This window comes from Nonomuraea sp. NPDC049625 (assembly GCF_040675285.1).
Lineage (GTDB): Bacteria > Actinomycetota > Actinomycetes > Streptosporangiales > Streptosporangiaceae > Nonomuraea > Nonomuraea angiospora_A.
On the sequence record NZ_JBFAOQ010000009.1, the window covers coordinates 86,250 to 104,326 of the forward strand.

An 18,077-nucleotide genomic window follows, 5' to 3' on the forward strand; every position below is an offset into this window, starting at 1 on the left:
CCGCCGTTCTCACATGCCTAGACCTCGGTCTTGGGCTTGGCGTCGACGCCCGCCTCCTTGCGCTGCTCGCCCGTGATCGGCGTGGGCGCGCCCGTGAGCGGGTCGAAGCCGGAGGCCGTCTTCGGGAACGCGATCACGTCACGGATCGAGTCGCCGCCGGACAGCAGCATGCAGATGCGGTCCCAGCCGTAGGCGATGCCGCCGTGCGGCGGGGGCCCGTACTTGAACGCCTCCAGCAGGAAGCCGAACTTGCTCTCCGCCTCCTCCTTGGAGATGCCCAGCACGTCGAAGACGCGCTGCTGCATCTCGGCCCGGTGGATACGGATCGAGCCGCCGCCGATCTCCATGCCGTTGCAGACCATGTCGTACGCGTACGCCAGCGCCTCGCCCGGGTGGTCCTGGAAGTTGTCGGCCCACTCCGGCTTCGGCCCGGTGAACGGGTGGTGCACGGCGGTCCAGCCGATCTCGCGGCCCACCTCGTCGTACACGGGCTCGAACATGGGGGCGTCGACGACCCACAGGAACGCCCACGCCGACTCGTCGATCAGGCCGCAGCGGCGGCCGATCTCCAGGCGGGCCGCGCCGAGCAGGTCGCGCGAGGAGTGCTTCGGGCCGGCCGCGAAGAAGATCGCGTCGCCCGGCTCGGCGCCGACCTTGGCCGCGAGCCCGGAGAGCTCCTCCTCGGTGAGGTTCTTGGCGACCGGGCCGCCCAGCGTGCCGTCCTCCTGGACGAGCACGTAGGCCAGGCCCTTGGCGCCGCGGCTGCGCGCCCACTCCTGCCAGCCGTCGAGCTCCTTGCGGGTCTGCGAGGCGCCGCCCGGCATGACCACGGCGCCGACGTACTCGGCCTGGAAGACGCGGAAGGGCGTGCCGGCGAAGTAGCCGGTCATCTCGACCAGCTCCTGGCCGAAGCGCAGGTCCGGCTTGTCGGAGCCGTAGCGGGCCATCGCGTCGGCGTACGTCATGCGCGGCAGCGGCGTCGGCAGGTCGTAGCCGGCGATCTCCTTCCACAGCCGGCTGATCAGCTTCTCGCCGACCTCGATGACGTCCTCCTGGTCCACGAAGGACATCTCGACGTCGATCTGCGTGAACTCCGGCTGCCGGTCGGCCCGCAGGTCCTCGTCGCGGTAGCACTTGGCGAGCTGGTAGTAGCGCTCGAGGCCGGCGACCTGGAGGAGCTGCTTGAACAGCTGGGGCGACTGGGGCAGGGCGTACCAGTTGCCGGGCTGCAGGCGCACCGGGACCAGGAAGTCGCGCGCGCCCTCGGGCGTGGAGCGGGTCAGGGTCGGCGTCTCGACGTAGACGAAGCCCAGCTCGTGCATCACCTCGTTGGCGAGGTAGGTGGCCTTGGAGCGGGTGCGCATGGCGTTGGCCACCTGCTGGCGGCGGATGTCGAGGTAGCGGTACTTGAGCCGGGCCTCCTCCGAGACCCCCACGTTGCCCTCGATCGGGAAGGGCAGCGGCGCGGACTCGCTCAGCACCTCGACCTGCTCGGCCACGACCTCGATCGCGCCGGTGGGCAGGTCGGGGTTCTCGTTGCCCTCGGGGCGGACCCTGACCTGGCCGACGACCTTCACGCAGTATTCGGCGCGCAGGTCGTGGGCGTGGTCCTCCTCGCGGAAGACCACCTGCGCCGAGCCGGAGGCGTCGCGCAGGTCGATGAAGACCACGCCGCCGTGGTCACGGCGGCGGGCCACCCATCCTGCGAGCGTCACCTGCTGCCCGGTGTGCTCCTCGCGGAGCGACCCGGCCTTGTGCGTGCGGATCACTGCAGTTTCCCTTTCAAAAAGTCGACGACCTCGGCCAAGGGCACCTCGGTCTGCTCAGCGGTGGTCAGGTCCTTCACTTGCACGGCCTTGGCCGCCAGGTCGCGCTCGCCCAGGATCAGGGCAAAACGGGCGCCGGAACGGTCGGCCCCCTTCATCGCGCCCTTGAGCCCCTTGCCGCCGAAGGACATGTCGGCGGCGACACCGGCCGCGCGCAGCTCGCTCACGAGCTTGAACATGTCCCGCGCCGCCTCGTCGCCCAGCGCCACACCGTACACCTCGCAGCGGGCCGGGGTGTCGAGCACGACGCCCTCCCGCTCCAGGGCGATGACGGTGCGGTCGAGACCGAGGCCGAAGCCGATGCCGGGCAGCGCCGGCCCGCCGATGGCCTCGGAGAGCCCGTCGTAGCGGCCGCCGCCGCCGATGCCGGACTGCGCGCCCAGCAGCGGGTGGTCGAACTCGAAGGTGGTGCGGGTGTAGTAGTCGAGCCCGCGCACCAGCCTGGGCGCGTCCTCCCACGGGATGTCCAGGTCGGCCAGGAGCTGCTTGACCCGGCCGTGGTAGGCCTCGCAGTCGGCGCAGAGGTGGTCGCCGATGAGCGGCGCGCCCTCGAGCTGGGCGCGCACCTCCGGGCGCTTGTCGTCGAGCACGCGCAACGGATTGATCTCGATGCGGGCCCTGGTGGCCTCGTCGAGGTCGAGCGCGCGCAGGAACTCCTGCAGCCGGGCCCGGTAGATCGGCCGGCACTCCTTGCAGCCCAGCGAGTTGAGGAGCAGCCGCACCTGGGTGAGGCCGAGCGCGGCGTACCACTGCCAGGCCAGCGCGATCGTCTCGGCGTCGACGGCCGGATCCTCGCTGCCGATGGCCTCCAGGTCGAGCTGGTAGAACTGGCGGTAGCGGCCCTCCTGGGGCGCCTCCGCGCGGAACACCTGGCCGTCGGTCCAGACCTTGACCGGGAGCTGGCCGCGGTGCAGGCCGTACTCCAGGACCGCGCGCAGCACGCCGGCGGTGAACTCCGGGCGCAGCGTCAGCGATCGGCCGCCGCGGTCGGTGAAGGTGTACATCTCCTTGCTCACGACGTCGGTGGACTCGCCGACGCCACGGGCGAACAGCTGGGTGTCCTCGAAGACCGCGGTCTCCAGGTACGAGTATCCGGCCCGCCTGGCCGTCTCGGCGAAAGCTCCGCGAATCGCGTAGAACGTCGAGGCTTGCGGTGGAACGTACTCTTTGACACCTTTAGGTGCTTGGAAGCTCATTAGATCCCTCGTGTGGGACCGGACTGCGGCGCCGCTTCCTTCAAATATGGGTTGGTAGCGCGCTCGCGGCCGATCGTCGTCTGTGGTCCGTGGCCCGGCAGGACGACCGTATCGTCAGGCAGCGTCAGGCACTTGGCAGCCAGGCTGCGCAAAATGGTCGTGTAGTCACCGCCGGGCAGGTCGGTGCGGCCGATGGAGCCGGCGAACAGCAGGTCGCCCGAGAACATGATCTCGTCGCCGGGCAGCCGGAAGCTCACCGACCCCCTGGTATGGCCGGGCGTGTGGTCGACCACGAGCTCGAGGCCCGCCAGCTCCAGCACGGCCCCGTCGGACAGCTCGCGCACGTCGTCGGGCTCGCTCAGCGTCAGCCCGCCGAACATCGAGGCGCTCGTGCCCGACCAGCCGGCGGCCGGGTCGCTCAGCAGGTGGCGGTCGTCGGGGTGGATCCACGCGGGGACGTCACGCGCGCCGCAGACCGGGGCCACCGACCAGACGTGGTCGAGGTGGCCGTGGGTGAGCAGGACCGCGACCGGCTTGAGCCGGTGCTCGCGCAGCAGCTCGTCGACGCCCTCGGTCGCGTCCTGACCTGGATCGACGATCACGCATTCCTCGCCGGCCGCGGGCGCGACAACGTAACAATTGGTCTGGAAGGCCCCTGCGGGGAAGCCGGCGATGAGCATCTGCCTCAGGTGATCTCGTCGAAAAGCCAATGGGAATGTAACCGAAGGGTACCGGTGCGGGTCGCCGGGCTGCGAATCATTACCCGTTGGCCGATACGATTCGCCCACCTCAGTTGATTGACTATGGGAGGCAAAGCGGTGGCCACGGGGAAGGACCGGCAGAGGCAGCTCGCTCGTGAGCACTACGAGCGGCAGATGCATCGCCGGGTCGAACGCGAGCAGAAGGCCAAGCGCACGGCGATCATCGGCTCCTCGGTGGGCGTCGTGATCGTGATCGGCGGCATCGTCGCCGCGGTCGCGCTGCTGGGCGGCAACGACGCGGGGACCGACGCGGCCTCCTCGCCCACGGCGTCGGCCGCCGACACCGCCGCGCCGTCGGCCTCGGCCTCGGCTTCGGCCGCGGCGGGGCCCAAGCCGTACGACGCGGCGACGGGCACGTGCGACTACGTCAAGGACGCCGGAGGCGGGCAGGTCAAGGATGTCGGCATGCCGCCGGCCAAGGTCAAGACCACGCCGGCGACGAAGACGATGACGCTCAGGACCAACCAGGGCGACATCGTCGTCGAGCTGAACAACGCCAAGGCGCCCTGCACGACCAACTCGCTGGAGTTCCTGGCGAAGAAGAAGTACTACGACGGCAGCAAGTGCCACCGGCTCGGCAGCGCCCAGTTCCCGATGCTGCAGTGCGGCGACCCGTCGGCCAAGGCCGACGGCAAGAGCCAGGACGGCACCGGCGGCCCCGGCTACGTCATGGCCGAGGAGAACCTCCAGGGCGCCCAGTACAAGCGCGGCGTGATGGCCATGGCCAAAACGCAGGCGCCGGGCAGCACGGGCAGCCAGTTCTTCCTCGTTTTCGGAGACATCGGACTCACGCCGGATTACACGCCGGTGGGTACGATCACCAAGGGGCTCGACATCCTGGACAAGGTGAACAAAGCAGGCGTCATCGGGGACGCCGGCGACGGGACGGGGGCGCCGAAGCAAACCGTCGAAATCAAAGACGTGACAATCGCCAGCAAGAGCTGACGTAATACAAACTAGGGACGAAGTAGTCCCGAAGGGTCTGATGGAAAGTGCGGGAGGACACGGTGAGCACCGACCCGTGGGGCCGGGTAGACGACGACGGCACCGTCTACGTGCGTACGGCTGAGGGAGAGCGGGCCGTCGGCTCCTGGCAGGCCGGTGAACCCGAAGAGGCACTGGCCTACTTCCATCGCAAGTACGACGAGCTGGCCGGTCAGGTGCAGCTGCTGGAACAGCGCGTCAAGGGCACCGACCTGGCTCCTGCCCAGGCCGAGGCGAACATCGCCAAGCTGCGTGAGGCCGTCGCCGACGCCCACGCCATCGGCGACCTCGACGCGCTGACGGCCCGGCTCGACGGCCTGACGGAGCTGGTCGCCCAGCGCCGCGAGGAGGTCAAGGCGGCCCGCGAGCACGCGCGCGCCGAGGCCAGGTCGGTCAAGGAGCGCATCGTCGCCGAGGCCGAGCGCATCGCGGACGAGACCACCCACTGGAAGTCGGGTGGCGAGCGGCTGCGCCAGCTCGTCGAGGAGTGGAAGGCCGCCGACCGCATCGACCGGGTCACCGAGGCCGCGCTGTGGAAGCGGCTCTCGGCGGCCCGTACGGCGTTCGCCAAGCGGCGCAAGACGTACTTCGCGGGGCTCGACGAGCAGCGCGAGGGCGTGCGGGCGGCCAAGGAGCGCATCGTCGCCGAGGCCGAGGCACTGGCCGACTCGACCGACTGGGGCCAGACCGCGGCGATCTACCGCGAGCTGATGCAGCAGTGGAAGAGCGCCGGCCGGGCCTCGCGCGAGGCCGAGGACGAGCTGTGGGCCCGCTTCAAGGGCGCGCAGGACCAGTTCTTCCAGGCCCGTTCCGCCGTCTTCGCCGAGCGCGACGCCTCGCTGGCCGCCAACGCGGAGGTCAAGGAGGTGCTGCTGGCCGAGGCCGAGAAGATCCTCCCGGTCACGGACGTGCGCACGGCCCGCTCGGCGCTGCGGAACCTCCTGGAGCGCTGGGAGGCCGCCGGCCCGGTGCCGCGCGAGCAGCGCGACCGGCTCGAGGGCGGGCTGCGCAAGGTGGACGAGGCCGTGCGCAAGGCCGAGGACGCCGAGTGGAAGCGCTCCAACCCGGAGGCCAGGGCCCGCGCGCAGAGCACCGTCGACCAGCTGCGCACCTCGATCGATCAGCTGGAGAAGCGGCTGTCCAAGGCGCAGACGGCCGGTCGCGCCAAGGACATCAAGGAGACCGAGGAGGCGCTGATCGCCCGGCGCTCGTGGCTGGAGGAGGCCGAGCGCACGCTCGCCGAGTTCAGCTGACCCCGGTGGAAATGCCCGTGGAGGCCTCGGCGGGCCTCCACCGGGCCCTGCCAACCGTGCGCCGACCGTGCGCGAGCGAGTGGCGGCGGTGCGTGAAATGGGGCGGCGGCGGAAGGGGCTGAGACCTAGGCTGGCGGGCATGGATCCCGTCAGCGCCGCACGTGCCCTCGTCGAGGAGATGTTCCCGGGGGCCCTGTACGCCTTCGTCGGCGGCAGCGCCCTCACCGAGCGCCGCACCAGCACCTCCGACCTCGACGTCGTCGTGGTGCTCGACGGCCTGCCCACCCCCTACCGCGAGTCGCTGCGGTGGCGCGAGTGGCCCGTGGAGCTGTTCGTGCACAGCGAGACCAGCCTGCGCGCCTATCTCGACAAGGACTTCGACCGGCGCCAGCCGAGCCTGGCCCGCATGTGCGCCGAGGGCGCGGTGCTGACCGACCGGACCAGCGGCCGGGCCAGCGACCTCCAGGCGGCGCTGAGCGAGCGCCTGACGGCCGGACCGGGCGGTCTGACCAGCTCACAGGCCGAACGGGCCAGATACGCCCTCTCCGACCTCCTGGACGACCTCTCGGGGGCCACGGACGCCGGCGAGCGGACGTTCATCCGGTGGCAGGTGGCGCAGGAGACCGCCAGGATGGCGCTCGGGCTGGGGCGCAGGTGGCAGGGGAGCGGCAAGTGGCTGCTGCGCGAGCTGCGCGCCCACGACCCGGTGCTGGCGGAGGCGCTGCTCGGCGCCGTCGACGACTCGGCACGGCTGGCCGCCGTCGCCTCGGACGTCCTGGAACGCGCTGGAGGGCGTCTCTGGGAGGGTTACAGGGCCGAGGGTGACCCGTTCCACCAGCCGCTGCGTCACGTGCCCTCAGGGGAGCTCTCGGGCGAGACGGCGCAGAGCTCCGGCATGCGCAGGCTCGCGGCCATCAGCGGGGCCACGGCCGGGTCCGTCCGCCTCTGGATGGGCCAGACCCACGTCGCGCCCGCCACGCGCTCGTCCGACCACCACCACGGGGCCTCGGAGACGGCCATCTACGTGGTCAGCGGCACGCCGTCGTTCGTGTTCCTGGAGGACGGGCGGGAGGTGCGGCTGGACACCAAGCCCGGCGACTACATCTTCGTGCCGCCGTACGTGCCCCATCGCGAGGAGAATCCGGACCCGTCGCAGGAGGCCGTGGTCGTCATCGCCCGCAGCACCCAGGAGGCCATCGTCGTCAACCTCCCCGACCTCCGCCCCCGCTGAGCCGCCGCCAGGGCCCGCCGCCGGGGCCCGGCGCCCCGGAGGCGGTCAGTTGCCGGCGCCGCTGACGCGGTAGACGTCGAACACGCCCTGGATGCTACGCACGGCCTTGAGCACGTGCCCCAAGTGCTTGGGATCGCCCATCTCGAACGTGAACTTGCTGATCGCCACCCGGTCCCGGGACGTCGTGACCGACGCGCTCAGGATGTTGACGTGCTGGTCGGAGAGCGTACGCGTGACGTCGGACAGCAGGCGCGGCCGGTCCAGCGCCTCCACCTGGATCGCGACCAGGAACACGCTGTCGTCGCTGGGCGACCAGCTGACCTCGACGAGCCGGTCGGGCTGCTCCTTGAGCTGCTGCACGTTGGTGCAGTCGCCGCGGTGCACCGACACCCCGTGCCCCCTCGTGACGAACCCGACGATCTCGTCACCGGGCACCGGGGTGCAGCACTTCGACAGGCGTACCCACACGTCGGCGTCGCCCGCCACGACCACGCCCGCGCCGCCACCGCGGGGGCGGCCGCGCAGCCGGGTGGGCAGCGAGGTCTCGGCGATGTCCTCCTCGGCGCTGTCGACGCCGCCGATCGAGGCCACCAGCTTCTGCACGACGGCCTGCGCCGCGATGTGCCCCTCCCCCACGGCCGCGTAGAGCGCGGAGACGTCGGGGTAGCGCAGGTCGCGGGCGAGCGCCAGCAGCGCCTCGCCGGACATCAGCCGCTGCAGCGGCAGGCCCTGCTTGCGCATGGCCCGCCCGATGGCCTCCTTGCCCGCCTCGATCGCGGTCTCGCGGCGCTCCTTGGAGAACCACTGCCGGATCTTGTTGCGGGCCCGGCCCGACTTGACGAACTTGAGCCAGTCGCGCGACGGCCCGGCGTCCGGCGACTTGGAGGTGAAGATCTCGACCGTGTCGCCGTTGCCGAGCCGCGACTCCAGCGGCACCAGCCGCCCGTTGACCCGGGCGCCGATGCAGCGGTGGCCCACCTCGGTGTGCACGGCGTACGCGAAGTCGACCGGCGTGGCCCCCTCGGGCAGCGCGATGACCTGCCCCTTCGGGGTGAACACGTAGACCTCGGACACCGACAGGTCGAACCGCAGCGACTCCAGGAACTCGCCCGGGTCGGAGGTCTCCTTCTGCCAGTCGAGGAGCTGGCGCAGCCAGGCCATGTCGCTGCCCGGCTTGACCTTGCCGGTGGGGCCGGGGCTGCCGACCTCCTCCTTGTACTTCCAGTGCGCGGCCACGCCGTACTCGGCCCGGTGGTGCATCGCGTGGGTGCGGATCTGCAGCTCCACCGGCTTGCCCTCGGGACCGATCACCGTGGTGTGCAGCGACTGATACATGTTGAACTTGGGCATCGCTATGTAGTCCTTGAACCGCCCCGGCACCGGGTTCCACCGGGCGTGGATGGTGCCGAGCGCGGCGTAGCAGTCACGCACGCTGTCGACGAGGACGCGGATGCCCACCAGGTCGTAGATGTCGTCGAAGGCCACGTCGCGGGCGATCATCTTCTGGTAGACCGAGTAGTAGTGCTTCGGCCGGCCCTTGACGACGGCGCGGATCTTGGCCTCGCGCAGGTCGCCGGAGACCTTCTCGATGACCTCCTGCAGGAACAGGTCGCGGCGCGGCGCCCGCTCCGACACCATGCGCGCGATCTCGTCGTAGCGCTTGGGGTAGAGCATGGCGAAGGCCAGGTCCTCGAGCTCCCACTTGATCGTGTTCATGCCCAGGCGGTGGGCCAGCGGGGCGAAGATCTCCAGCGTCTCGCGCGACTTCTGGTGGCGCTTGTGCTCGGGGAGGTAGCGCATGGTGCGCATGTTGTGGAGCCGGTCGGCGAGCTTGATGATCAGCACGCGGATGTCGCGCGACATGGCGACGACCATCTTGCGCACGGTCTCGGCCTGCGCGGCGTCGCCGAACTTCACCTTGTCCAGCTTGGTCACGCCGTCGACCAGGGACCCGATGGTGTCGCCGAAGTCGCCGCGCAGCTCGTCGAGGCTGTAGGCGGTGTCCTCCACCGTGTCGTGGAGCAGCGCGGCGCACAGCGTCTCGTCGTCGGTGCCGAGCTCGGCCAGGATCGTGGCCACGGCCAGCGGGTGGGTGATGTACGGGTCGCCGGACTTCCGCTTCTGGTCGCGGTGGTGGTAGGCGGCAACGTCGTACGCACGCTCGATCACGCGCAGGTCGGCCTTGGGGTGGGTGGCGCGGACCGTGCGGAACAACGGCTCCAGCACCGGATTCATGGCCCCACCCCCAAATCGCCGTCGACGCACCGCTGGAACGCCGGACGCCTCGGCGTTGCCGGAGTCGGTTACGTCGGGCACGACCACATCACGGGGCACACAGACTCCTCACGCAATGGCTCCTCACGTTCGAGTCCAGATCCCCCAGTGTATCCAGGCGGCGAACCTGGGCCGTCGCGGGTCAGGCTCAGACGATCACGAGGGAGTGCAGGTCCACTCCCGTCACCCGCTCACGTCCCTTGAGAAAGGCCAGTTCCATGAGCACGGCGATGCCGACGACCTCGGCGCCGGCCCTCTTCACCAACTCCACGGCAGCCCTCGCGGTGCCGCCCGTGGCCAGCACGTCGTCGACCACGAGAACGCGGTCGCCGGGCGTGAAGGCGTCACGGTGGACCTCGATGGTCGCGGAGCCGTACTCCAGATCGTAGGACTCTTCGAGGGTTTCGGCGGGCAGTTTCCCCTTCTTCCGTACCGGTACGAAACCCGCCCCCGCCCGGTACGCCACCGGAGCCGCGAGGATGAACCCGCGCGCCTCGATGCCCACGATCTTGTCCACCTGGTGGAGCCCGGCCAGTTCGTCCACCACGGCCGCCATGGCGACCGGGTCGCCCAGCAGCGGGGTGATGTCCTTGAACATCACGCCCGGCTTGGGGTAGTCGGGCACGTCCCTGATCCTGTCCAGGATCATCGTGCTCAGCTCGGTCATGGCGTCTCCTCGCAATCGTGCACCGGCGGTGTGCCGGGCTCCATCGGACCTCGAGAGGTTACTGCCGGAATCATCCGGCTGGGGAATCGCCTCCCTGATAGCGTTTCCTCGTGCCCCAGCAGGGCACCGGTCAGGGCTTGGCCGTCGCCGACTCCGGATACCTCTGCCGGGGAAAGCGAGAAGCCGCTTCCTCTCAGGAAGCGGAGGAGTCACGATGGTGCATCCCGCGCACACACACAACGACGCCCCCATCCCGTGAAGGCTGAGGGCGTCGTACGTGTCTGTGCGCCGGTTATCCCTTGGCTACGGCCGCGCTTTTGGAACCCTTCGGCCCCTTGCCGCTTCCCGTCGAGGCCAGCCTCCTGGCGATGGCCTGGTACTTCGGCTCCCGCTCCTTCAACGTCACCAGCAGCGGCGTGGCGACGCACAGCGAGGAGTACGTACCGACGATCATGCCGACGAACAGCGCCAGCGACAGGTCCTTCAGCGTGCCCGCGCCGAGCAGCGTGGTGCCGATGAACAGGATCGCCGCCACCGGCAGGATCGCGACCAGCGAGGTGTTCAGCGACCGGATCAGCGTGTGGTTGAGCGCGTTGTTGGCCGCCATCGAGTACGTCATCTTCGACGTGTGCCCCAGCTTGGCCGTGACCTCCTTGATCATGTCGAACACCACGACCGCGTCGTAGAGCGAATAACCGAGGATGGTCAGGAAGCCCAGCAGCGTGGCCGGCGTGACCTCGAAGCCCGACCAGGCGTAGATGCCGGCCGTGATGACGAGGTCGTGGATGAGCGCGACGATCGCCGACATGGCCATCTTCGGCTCGAACGCCATCGACAGGTACAGGATGATCGCCAGCATGAACACGCCCAGGCCGATCCAGGCCTTCTGCGAGACCTCACCGCCCCAGGACGGGCCGATGGCCTGCACGCTGACTTGCCCGACCGGAGTGTTGAAGTCCTTGGCGATCTGCGACTGCACCTGCTCCCTGGTGTTCTCCGGGAGGCTCTCGGTGGTCACCCGCCAGCCGCTGGTGCCGGCCGACTGGACGATCGCCTGGTGCGCGCCCTGATCGAGGACGGCCTCGCGGACCTGCTGGACGGTGGCCTGCTCGGACTTGAACGAGAAGACCGTGCCGCCTCTGAACTCCACGCCCAGGTTGAGCCCGTTGATCAGCAGACCCGCGATCGAGATGAGCAGCAGAATGCCCGACAGGCTGTACCAGAGCCTCCATTGGCCGACGAAGTCGACATTGATCTCGCCGCGGTAGAGGCGACGCGCCAGTCCCATCTCAGGCCTCCTGCGGAGTGGTCGGGCGGCCGGACGAGCCGACCTCGCTCATGCGCTCGGCGTCGAGGCCGGACAGCGGGTGCCCCTTGGCGAAGAACTTCAGCCTCGCCAGCAGGGCGATGAACGGCTTCGTGAACAGGAACACCACCACGATGTCGATCAGCGTGGTCAGGCCCATCGCGAAGGCGAACCCGGCCACGCCGCCCACCGCCAGGAAGTAGAGCACGATCGCGGCGATGAACATGACGGCGTCGGCGATCAGGATCGTGCGCCGGGCACGGACCCAGGCCACCTCGACGGCCGCGCGGAGCGTCCGGTGGCCCTCCTTCATCTCGTCACGTATGCGTTCGAAGTAGACGATGAAGGAGTCGGCGGTGATGCCGATCGAGACCACGAGGCCGATGATGTGCGGCAACGAGAGCCGGAAGTTGGCGTTGTGGCCGAGCACGACCACCGCCGTGTACGTCAGGATCGTGGCGACCACGAGGCTCAGCACCGCCACGATGCCGAGGCCGCGGTAGTAGAGCATCGAGTAGACCACGACGAGCACGAGGCCGATGAGGCCCGCGACCAGACCGCCCTGCAGCTGGTCCTGGCCCAGCGTCGAGGAGACCGTGTCGACCGAGCTGCGGTTGAACTTCAGCGGCAGCGCGCCGTACTTGAGCTGGTCGGCCAGCGCGGTGGCGCTGAGCTGGTCGAACCCGCCGGTGATCTCGGCCCGGCCGCCGGGGATCGGGCTGATGATGTTGGGGGCGGTGATGACGACGCCGTCGAGCACGACCGCGACCTTGTTGCGCGGCTCCTGGGAGTTGTAGGCGGCCGTGGTGAGCTTGCTCCACTCGGCCGCGCCCTTGCTCTTGAAGTCGAGCTGGACGACCCACTCCACGGTGCCCTGCCGGACGCCCGCCGAAGCCGTGTCGATGTCGGTGCCGACGACCTTGGCGACGTCGAGGACGTACTTGTAGCTGCCGTCGGTCTCGCAGCCGGCGAACTGCTTCTTCGGGTCGTCCTGGACGCCCTGGCCGCGGTTGGCCGGGTTGGCGCAGTCGAGCTTGTTGAACTGAGCCAGCACCGCCGGGTCGATGCCCTGGGTGTTGACGCCGGCGTTGGGGTTCTGCGCGGGCGGCGTGCTGGGCTGGCCGGACGGGGCCGCCGTCGGGCTGGCCTTGGCGTCCTGGCCCTTCTTCTGCTGCTTCTGAGGGTTGTCCGTGGCGGCCGGCTGCTGGGGGTTGTCCGTGGCGGCCGGCTGCCCCGACGCGGCGGGCGTCGGCGCGGTCAGCGCGGACGACAACGCCTTGCCCGTCGGGGACGCGCTGGGCTTGGGCGTGGAGACCGCGGGCGAGCCGGACTTGTCAGACTTGGGGGTGGCGGACTGGCTCGCCGAAGCCGACGGGTTCGGCGTCGGCGCGTTGGTGGCCAGGTTCTGCGGAACCTGCGTGGCCTCCATGGCCAGCACCTGGCGGAAGCGCAGCTCCGCGGTGGTGGCGACCAGCTTGATGGCCTCGCTCTGTCCGACGCCCGGGATCGAGATGATGATGTTGCTGCCGGACCTGGCGACCTCCGCGTCGGAGATGCCGTTGCCGTTGACTCGATCGCGGATGATGTTGACTGCGCGATCGAGAATCTCATCCGGCGGTGCCGTGTTGTTCTGGGTCACCGGGGACAGAGTCACCGTCGTGCCGCCGGCGAGGTCGAGACCCAGCTTGGGCGTGAACGCCTTCTGCAGGAACATCGTCCCGCCCAGGGCGAGGATGAGCGCCAGCAGCACCAGGAGCGTTCGCCCCGGTCGGCTGTGGCGGCTGGTCGGTCGGGCCACTGGTCGTCAGTTCTTTCAGATAGAGGTTTGTCGCAGAGCTTAGTCAGGACTGCTTGGTGCTGGAGTCCTGGTCATCGTTGCGATCCACGGTGGCCTCGGACTCCTTCTTGCCCTCCTCACCCGGTGCGGCGTCGTCGTCCGAGGACTCGTCCGCCGCGGGAGCGTCCCCGGGCGTGACCACACGGCCGATCGCGGCCTTCACCCAGCGGGTCTCGATCCCCGGTGCGATCTCGAGGACCACGTCCTCATTGTCCACCGTCACCACGGTGCCGAACAGCCCGGTCGTGGTCATGACCCGGGCGCCCGGAGCCAGGGAGTTCTGCATTTGGATCGCCTCTTGCTGACGCTTGCGCTGAGGGCGGATCAGCAGGAAGTAGAACACCACCACCAGCAGAATCAGCGGCAGGATGCTACCGAGTTGTCCCATGTCCATAAGGGGCGACCTTCCATTGTCGTACAAGAAGTTGACACCGGCCTCGCGCCGGAAATTCCGTGCGTTGCGTCGGGGCCGCGCCGCTCAGCCCGTCAGCCTACACAGCCAGCCAAGCCACGGAGTGTAGGCCGTTGTTGCGAAACGCGGCAACGAGGCAGCGTTTCGGCGCGCGGGGAAGTTCCCATTTTGAAACGGTTGCAACCGTTCTGTGATCAGCCGTCTGAGTCGAATACCGCTGCTCCGAACGCGTCGGGGGGCGGGGTCATGCCGAGATGACTCCAGGCGGCCGCCGTCGCGACCCGGCCGCGCGGGGTCCTGGCCAGCAGGCCCTGGCGTACGAGGAACGGCTCGGCCACCACTTCGACGGTCTCCGGCTCCTCCCCTACGGCCACGGCCAGCGTCGACAGGCCGACCGGGCCGCCGCCGAACTTCTTCAGCAGCACGTCCAGGACCGCCCTGTCGAGCCGGTCGAGCCCTTCGGCGTCGACTTCGTACAGGTTGAGGGCCGCCGCCGCTATTTCCCGGTTTATCACCCCGTCGGCCCTTACGTCCGCGAAATCCCGCACTCGCCTGAGCAGCCGGTTCGCGATACGGGGCGTTCCCCGGGACCGCCTGGCGATCTCGTGCGCCCCGTCGTCGGGCAGGACCACGCCGAGCAGCCTGGCCGACCGGTAGAGCACCTGCTCGAGCTCGCCGACCTCGTAGAAGTCCATGTGCGCGGTGAACCCGAACCGGTCGCGCAGCGGCGCGGGCAGCAGCCCGGCGCGGGTGGTGGCGCCGACGAGCGTGAACGGCGCGATGTCGAGCGGGATGGCCGTGGCTCCCGGGCCCTTGCCGACGACGATGTCGACCCTGAAGTCCTCCATGGCGAGATAGAGCATCTCTTCGGCGGGCCTGGCCATCCGGTGGATCTCGTCGATGAACAGCACCTCGCCCTCGGCGAGCGTGGACAGGATGGCGGCCAGGTCGCCAGCCCGCTCCAGCGCGGGGCCGGAGGTGATCCTCAGCGGCGCGTTGAGCTCAGCGGCGATGATCATGGACAGCGTGGTCTTGCCGAGCCCGGGCGACCCGCTCATCAGCACGTGGTCGGGCGGCCGCTGCCTGCGCAGGGCGCTCTCGAGCACTAGGGAGAGCTGCTCGCGCACCCGGCCCTGGCCGATGAACTCGCCGAGCCGCTTGGGCCGCAGCGCCGCCTCGATCTGCAGCTCGTCGCCACCGGCCTCGGACGACACCAACTCCCGCTCAAACCCCATACTCACACCCCCTCACACCGGCTCCATCGCCAACACCCCACGAACCCCTCACACCATCGCCAGCGGGGCGCCGAGGCATCGCAACGTCGCCAGGCGTGCGCCCGGACAGCACGACGTCGCCCGGGGTTCCGCCGGGCGGCGCGACGGCGCCAAGCCGGAGCCCGGACGGCGCCGCGACGGGCGCTCCCGGCACCCGGCCGGAGCCCACCGCGCCGCGACGGCGGGAGGTGGTGCGGTGGAGACCGGCGCAACGCGGTCGGCGACCGGCCGGGCCACGGTGCCGGGCCTGCGACTCGCTCGTCACGGCGAGCAGCCCGTGAGCCTTCACGACCGGCCATGACAGACGGAAACCGGCGTCGGCGCGTGCGGTTACCTTGGCCCCGCCGTAAAAACCGGGCTTGAGCGCGGCACGCGCGGTCACCCTGGCGAGCGCGGCGTGCGGAGGGACGGGGCGGCGGGTCATCGGACGCTCAGGGATTGCAGGGCGGCCTTCAAAAGCGCGGCGACCTGGGGACGGCGTCCGGCGGCGAGGTCGGCGTCGGCGACCGGCTCCACGACGGCGACGGCCTCGTCGGCGTCCTTGCTGGAGTAGCCCAGCCCCACCAATCCCGAGTGGACCTGATCGCGCCACGCCGCCACGCGCTGCTCCCCGTTGAGCGCGGCGTTGACCGCCTCCTCCGGCGTGCCGAGCCGGTCCTTCAGCTCCAGCACGATCCGCTGCGCCCCCTTCTGCCCGATCCCCGGGACCTGCGTGAGCGCCTTGAGGTCCGCACTGGCCACGGCGACGCGCAGCGCGTTGGGCGGGTGGACGGCGAGCATCGCCAGCGCCAGCTTGGGCCCGACCCCGCTGGCCGTCTGCAGCAGCTCGAACACGGCCCGCTCGTCGTCCGTGGCGAACCCGTAGAGGGTGAGTGACTCCTCCCGCACCACCAGCGACGTGGCCAGGCGCGCTTCCTCCCCGATCCGCAGCGTGGCGAGCGTGCCCGGAGTGCAGTGGGTGAGGATGCCGACGCCACCGACCTCGATCACGGCTCCGTCGGGAGCGATCGCGGCCACCTTGCCCGACACCGACGCGATCACAGCCCACCATCCTTCCACGCCGCCGGGGCCCGCACACCACCGGCGAGGGTCACAGCCCGACATCCTCCCGCATGATCACGGACGACACGCCGCGGGCGCGCGGACCGGCCGCGCGGCGCGCCATCCCCAAAGCCGCCCGAGCTCCCAAAGCCCTCAGAGCCGCCAGAGCTCCCGAAGCCGCCCCCGAAGCGGACGATCACGGCCTGGTGTCCTTCCGGGTGGCCTTGGCGAGGGCGGCGGCGAGGCGGTGCTGGGCGCCGCCGCGCCACACGTGGCAGATCGCCAGGGCCAGCGCGTCGGCCGCGTCGGCGGGCTTGGGCATCTCGCTCAGGCGCAGCAGCCGGGTGACCATGGCGCCGATCTGCTTCTTGTCGGCGGTGCCGCTGCCCGTGATGGCCGCCTTGACCTCGGACGGCGTGTGCAGCGCCACGGGAAGCCCGCGCCTGGCCGCGCACAGCACGGCGATCCCGGCCGCCTGCGCGGTGCCCATGACGGTGCGTACGTTGTGCTGGCTGAAGACGCGCTCGACCGCCACCGCGTCGGGCCGTACGTCGTCGAGCCACTGCTCGATGCCGGCCTCGATGCCGACGAGCCGCGCGCCGAGCTCCTCGTCGGCCCCGGTGCGCACCACCCCGACGGCCACGAGCGTCAGCGGCGCGCCCGGCCGCCCCTCGACAGCGCCCAGGCCGCACCGGGTCAGCCCCGGATCGACGCCCATCACCCGCACCGGCCCGCCCTCCCGTCGCCGAACACCTGTTCGGCACGAGACTTTACCCCGGCGGGGGCGCCCACGCACCGGTAATCGCCCGCACGCCGGGGACGGGAGCCGCCGGCGCGCCTCCGATCAGAAGTAGTCCAGCATGTACGGCCGGGCGGCGAACGCCGCGTCGAGCGCCTCGTCGTACCGGTCGTCACCGGACATCAGCCCGCTCAACCGCAGCGTCGCCGTCGGCACCCCCGCGTACAACGCCGAGAACCCGTTCACCGAGAGCGTGACCCCGGGCTCCTCGACGGGCGTAACAGCACCGGACCCGCCCGCGACCTCCAGCCGCCACGACCCCCCGCCGCCCAGCGGATCGTCCACGGTCACCACGGCCTCGCCGCTCACGTACGCCGGATAACCCCGCCGCTCGACCGCGGCCGGCACGTCCAGCACCCTGAACATCCACCGCGCCTGCCGCACCTCCTCGTTGGACCGCTCCCGCAGCATCCACAGCACCGGGTCGTCCGGAGCCACGGCGGCGACGACATGGCGCGCGACCGACGACGCGCTGCCGACGAGCGACCACAATGCCCGGGCGGTCTCCCCCGAGCCGGCGACCAGGTTCTCCACCTGCATGTCGTCGCCGCGCCACCGGTAGACGACGAAGCCGTCCTCGGCCAGGTAGAGGAAGTCGTCCTTGTTCTCCAGCCACAGGGCCCAGGTGCCCTCGTCCCAGGAGATGGGGCCGCTGGCGCGGGTGGCGGAGTGGACGCGGTGCAGCAGGGAGACGACCTCGCCCGCGTCGTCCGGGCCCATCCTGCGTAGCTTGACCTGCCCGGACGGCCGGATCTGGCGCAGCGCCTCGGCCGGGAGCCGCACCTTGTACTGGCCTCCGGCGTGCTCGTAGCCGATCGAGCGGTAGATCGGCGTGGTGGCCGGAAAGAGCGCGGAGACCGCGTCGCCGAGGGAGGCGGCCCGTTCCACGACGGCCCGCATGAGCAGGCTGCCGACACCGCGGCCACGGTCCTCGGGATTGACGGTGACGCCCGCGACGCCCGCCATCGGCTGCGGCCTGCCGTGCCACCACTGCGTGAACCGGCGCAGCCGCGCGGCCCCGGCGAGCCTGGAGCCGTCGAACGCGCCCAGATAGCGCCCCTCACCGAGCGCCGGGAGCACCGCCCGGCGCCACTTCTCGTTGTCGCCGGGGGGCAGCGGCCCGAAAGAGCGCCTGCGCAGGTCAAGAACGTCGTCGAGGTCTTCAGCGATCAGGTTGCGAATCTCCACGAGGACCCAACCTATGGCGGGCCGCGCC

General features: G+C 70.4%; 15 protein-coding genes. 3 read left to right on the forward strand and 12 right to left on the reverse strand.

Translation table 11 applies throughout. The features are described 5' to 3' along the window. Nucleotides 1-17 precede the first annotated feature (17 nt). From aspS to AB0J87_RS34865, 3 genes are read right to left on the reverse strand one after another with little or no spacing between them, the layout of a single operon-like run. Nucleotides 18-1,769, reverse strand: a complete 1,752-nt coding sequence (aspS, locus tag AB0J87_RS34855; protein WP_363972099.1) for an aspartate--tRNA ligase — start codon at nucleotides 1,767-1,769, stop codon at nucleotides 18-20. Continuing rightward, on the reverse strand, nucleotides 1,766-3,022 hold the full coding sequence (gene hisS, locus AB0J87_RS34860) for a histidine--tRNA ligase (protein WP_363972101.1): 1,257 nt from the start codon (nucleotides 3,020-3,022) through the stop codon (nucleotides 1,766-1,768). Before hisS ends, aspS begins: the two co-directional genes overlap by 4 nt. Beyond that, nucleotides 3,022-3,702 (reverse strand): MBL fold metallo-hydrolase, encoded by a 681-nt coding sequence (locus AB0J87_RS34865; protein ID WP_350727183.1) that lies wholly within the window; start codon nucleotides 3,700-3,702, stop codon nucleotides 3,022-3,024. Before AB0J87_RS34865 ends, hisS begins: the two co-directional genes overlap by 1 nt. Nucleotides 3,703-3,840: 138 nt before the next feature. On the opposite strand from AB0J87_RS34865, the gene AB0J87_RS34870 reads away from it, so the two are divergent. The 3 genes from AB0J87_RS34870 to AB0J87_RS34880 all read left to right on the forward strand — a co-directional run bounded on the left by AB0J87_RS34870 (nucleotide 3,841) and on the right by AB0J87_RS34880 (nucleotide 7,251). Next, nucleotides 3,841-4,728, forward strand: a complete 888-nt coding sequence (locus AB0J87_RS34870) for a peptidylprolyl isomerase (protein ID WP_350727182.1) — start codon at nucleotides 3,841-3,843, stop codon at nucleotides 4,726-4,728. A 62-nt stretch (nucleotides 4,729-4,790) separates the two neighbouring features. Continuing rightward, complete coding sequence (locus AB0J87_RS34875; protein WP_363972104.1) at nucleotides 4,791-6,020, forward strand: DUF349 domain-containing protein; 1,230 nt, start codon at nucleotides 4,791-4,793, stop codon at nucleotides 6,018-6,020. A 139-nt stretch (nucleotides 6,021-6,159) separates the two neighbouring features. After that, a complete protein-coding gene (locus tag AB0J87_RS34880; RefSeq protein ID WP_350727180.1) occupies nucleotides 6,160-7,251 on the forward strand; it encodes a cupin domain-containing protein in 1,092 nt (363 codons plus the stop codon). Between the two features lie 45 nt (nucleotides 7,252-7,296). Here AB0J87_RS34880 and AB0J87_RS34885 read toward each other — a convergent pair whose 3' ends face one another. The 9 genes from AB0J87_RS34885 to AB0J87_RS34925 all read right to left on the reverse strand — a co-directional run bounded on the left by AB0J87_RS34885 (nucleotide 7,297) and on the right by AB0J87_RS34925 (nucleotide 18,049). After that, nucleotides 7,297-9,486 (reverse strand): bifunctional (p)ppGpp synthetase/guanosine-3',5'-bis(diphosphate) 3'-pyrophosphohydrolase, encoded by a 2,190-nt coding sequence (locus AB0J87_RS34885; protein WP_355198457.1) that lies wholly within the window; start codon nucleotides 9,484-9,486, stop codon nucleotides 7,297-7,299. Between the two features lie 187 nt (nucleotides 9,487-9,673). Continuing rightward, nucleotides 9,674-10,192, reverse strand: a complete 519-nt coding sequence (locus AB0J87_RS34890; protein WP_350727178.1) for an adenine phosphoribosyltransferase — start codon at nucleotides 10,190-10,192, stop codon at nucleotides 9,674-9,676. 292 nt (nucleotides 10,193-10,484) lie between these two features. Then, nucleotides 10,485-11,480: a protein translocase subunit SecF gene (gene secF / locus AB0J87_RS34895; protein ID WP_363972107.1), complete on the reverse strand. Its 996-nt coding sequence runs from the start codon at nucleotides 11,478-11,480 to the stop codon at nucleotides 10,485-10,487. Between the two features lies 1 nt (nucleotide 11,481). Beyond that, nucleotides 11,482-13,296 carry a protein translocase subunit SecD gene (gene secD / locus AB0J87_RS34900; protein WP_363972109.1) on the reverse strand — a complete coding sequence of 605 codons (1,815 nt, stop codon included), beginning with the start codon at nucleotides 13,294-13,296 and terminating at the stop codon, nucleotides 11,482-11,484. Nucleotides 13,297-13,339: 43 nt separating this feature from the next. Further along, on the reverse strand, nucleotides 13,340-13,723 hold the full coding sequence (yajC, locus tag AB0J87_RS34905) for a preprotein translocase subunit YajC (RefSeq protein WP_350727175.1): 384 nt from the start codon (nucleotides 13,721-13,723) through the stop codon (nucleotides 13,340-13,342). A gap of 218 nt (nucleotides 13,724-13,941) precedes the next feature. After that, on the reverse strand, nucleotides 13,942-14,982 hold the full coding sequence (ruvB, locus tag AB0J87_RS34910; protein WP_363972111.1) for a Holliday junction branch migration DNA helicase RuvB: 1,041 nt from the start codon (nucleotides 14,980-14,982) through the stop codon (nucleotides 13,942-13,944). A gap of 459 nt (nucleotides 14,983-15,441) precedes the next feature. Then, the gene (gene ruvA, locus AB0J87_RS34915) at nucleotides 15,442-16,062 is read right to left on the reverse strand and encodes a Holliday junction branch migration protein RuvA (RefSeq protein WP_363972113.1); all 621 of its coding nucleotides are present in this window, start codon (nucleotides 16,060-16,062) and stop codon (nucleotides 15,442-15,444) included. Nucleotides 16,063-16,258: 196 nt separating this feature from the next. Beyond that, nucleotides 16,259-16,789, reverse strand: a complete 531-nt coding sequence (gene ruvC, locus AB0J87_RS34920) for a crossover junction endodeoxyribonuclease RuvC (RefSeq protein ID WP_192785834.1) — start codon at nucleotides 16,787-16,789, stop codon at nucleotides 16,259-16,261. Nucleotides 16,790-16,906: 117 nt separating this feature from the next. Next, nucleotides 16,907-18,049, reverse strand: a complete 1,143-nt coding sequence (locus AB0J87_RS34925) for a GNAT family N-acetyltransferase (RefSeq protein ID WP_363972116.1) — start codon at nucleotides 18,047-18,049, stop codon at nucleotides 16,907-16,909. Between the last annotated feature and the right edge of the window lie 28 nt (nucleotides 18,050-18,077).

Coding starts and splice junctions, on each gene's coding strand:
- yajC (WP_350727175.1), bottom strand. CDS start 13,723: ATGGGACAACTCGGTAGCATCCTGCCGCTGATTCTGCTGGTGGTGGTG.
- secF (WP_363972107.1), bottom strand. CDS start 11,480: ATGGGACTGGCGCGTCGCCTCTACCGCGGCGAGATCAATGTCGACTTC.
- AB0J87_RS34890 (WP_350727178.1), bottom strand. CDS start 10,192: ATGACCGAGCTGAGCACGATGATCCTGGACAGGATCAGGGACGTGCCC.
- hisS (WP_363972101.1), bottom strand. CDS start 3,022: ATGAGCTTCCAAGCACCTAAAGGTGTCAAAGAGTACGTTCCACCGCAA.
- AB0J87_RS34880 (WP_350727180.1), top strand. CDS start 6,160: ATGGATCCCGTCAGCGCCGCACGTGCCCTCGTCGAGGAGATGTTCCCG.
- ruvB (WP_363972111.1), bottom strand. CDS start 14,982: ATGGGGTTTGAGCGGGAGTTGGTGTCGTCCGAGGCCGGTGGCGACGAG.
- AB0J87_RS34865 (WP_350727183.1), bottom strand. CDS start 3,702: ATGCTCATCGCCGGCTTCCCCGCAGGGGCCTTCCAGACCAATTGTTAC.
- AB0J87_RS34885 (WP_355198457.1), bottom strand. CDS start 9,486: ATGAATCCGGTGCTGGAGCCGTTGTTCCGCACGGTCCGCGCCACCCAC.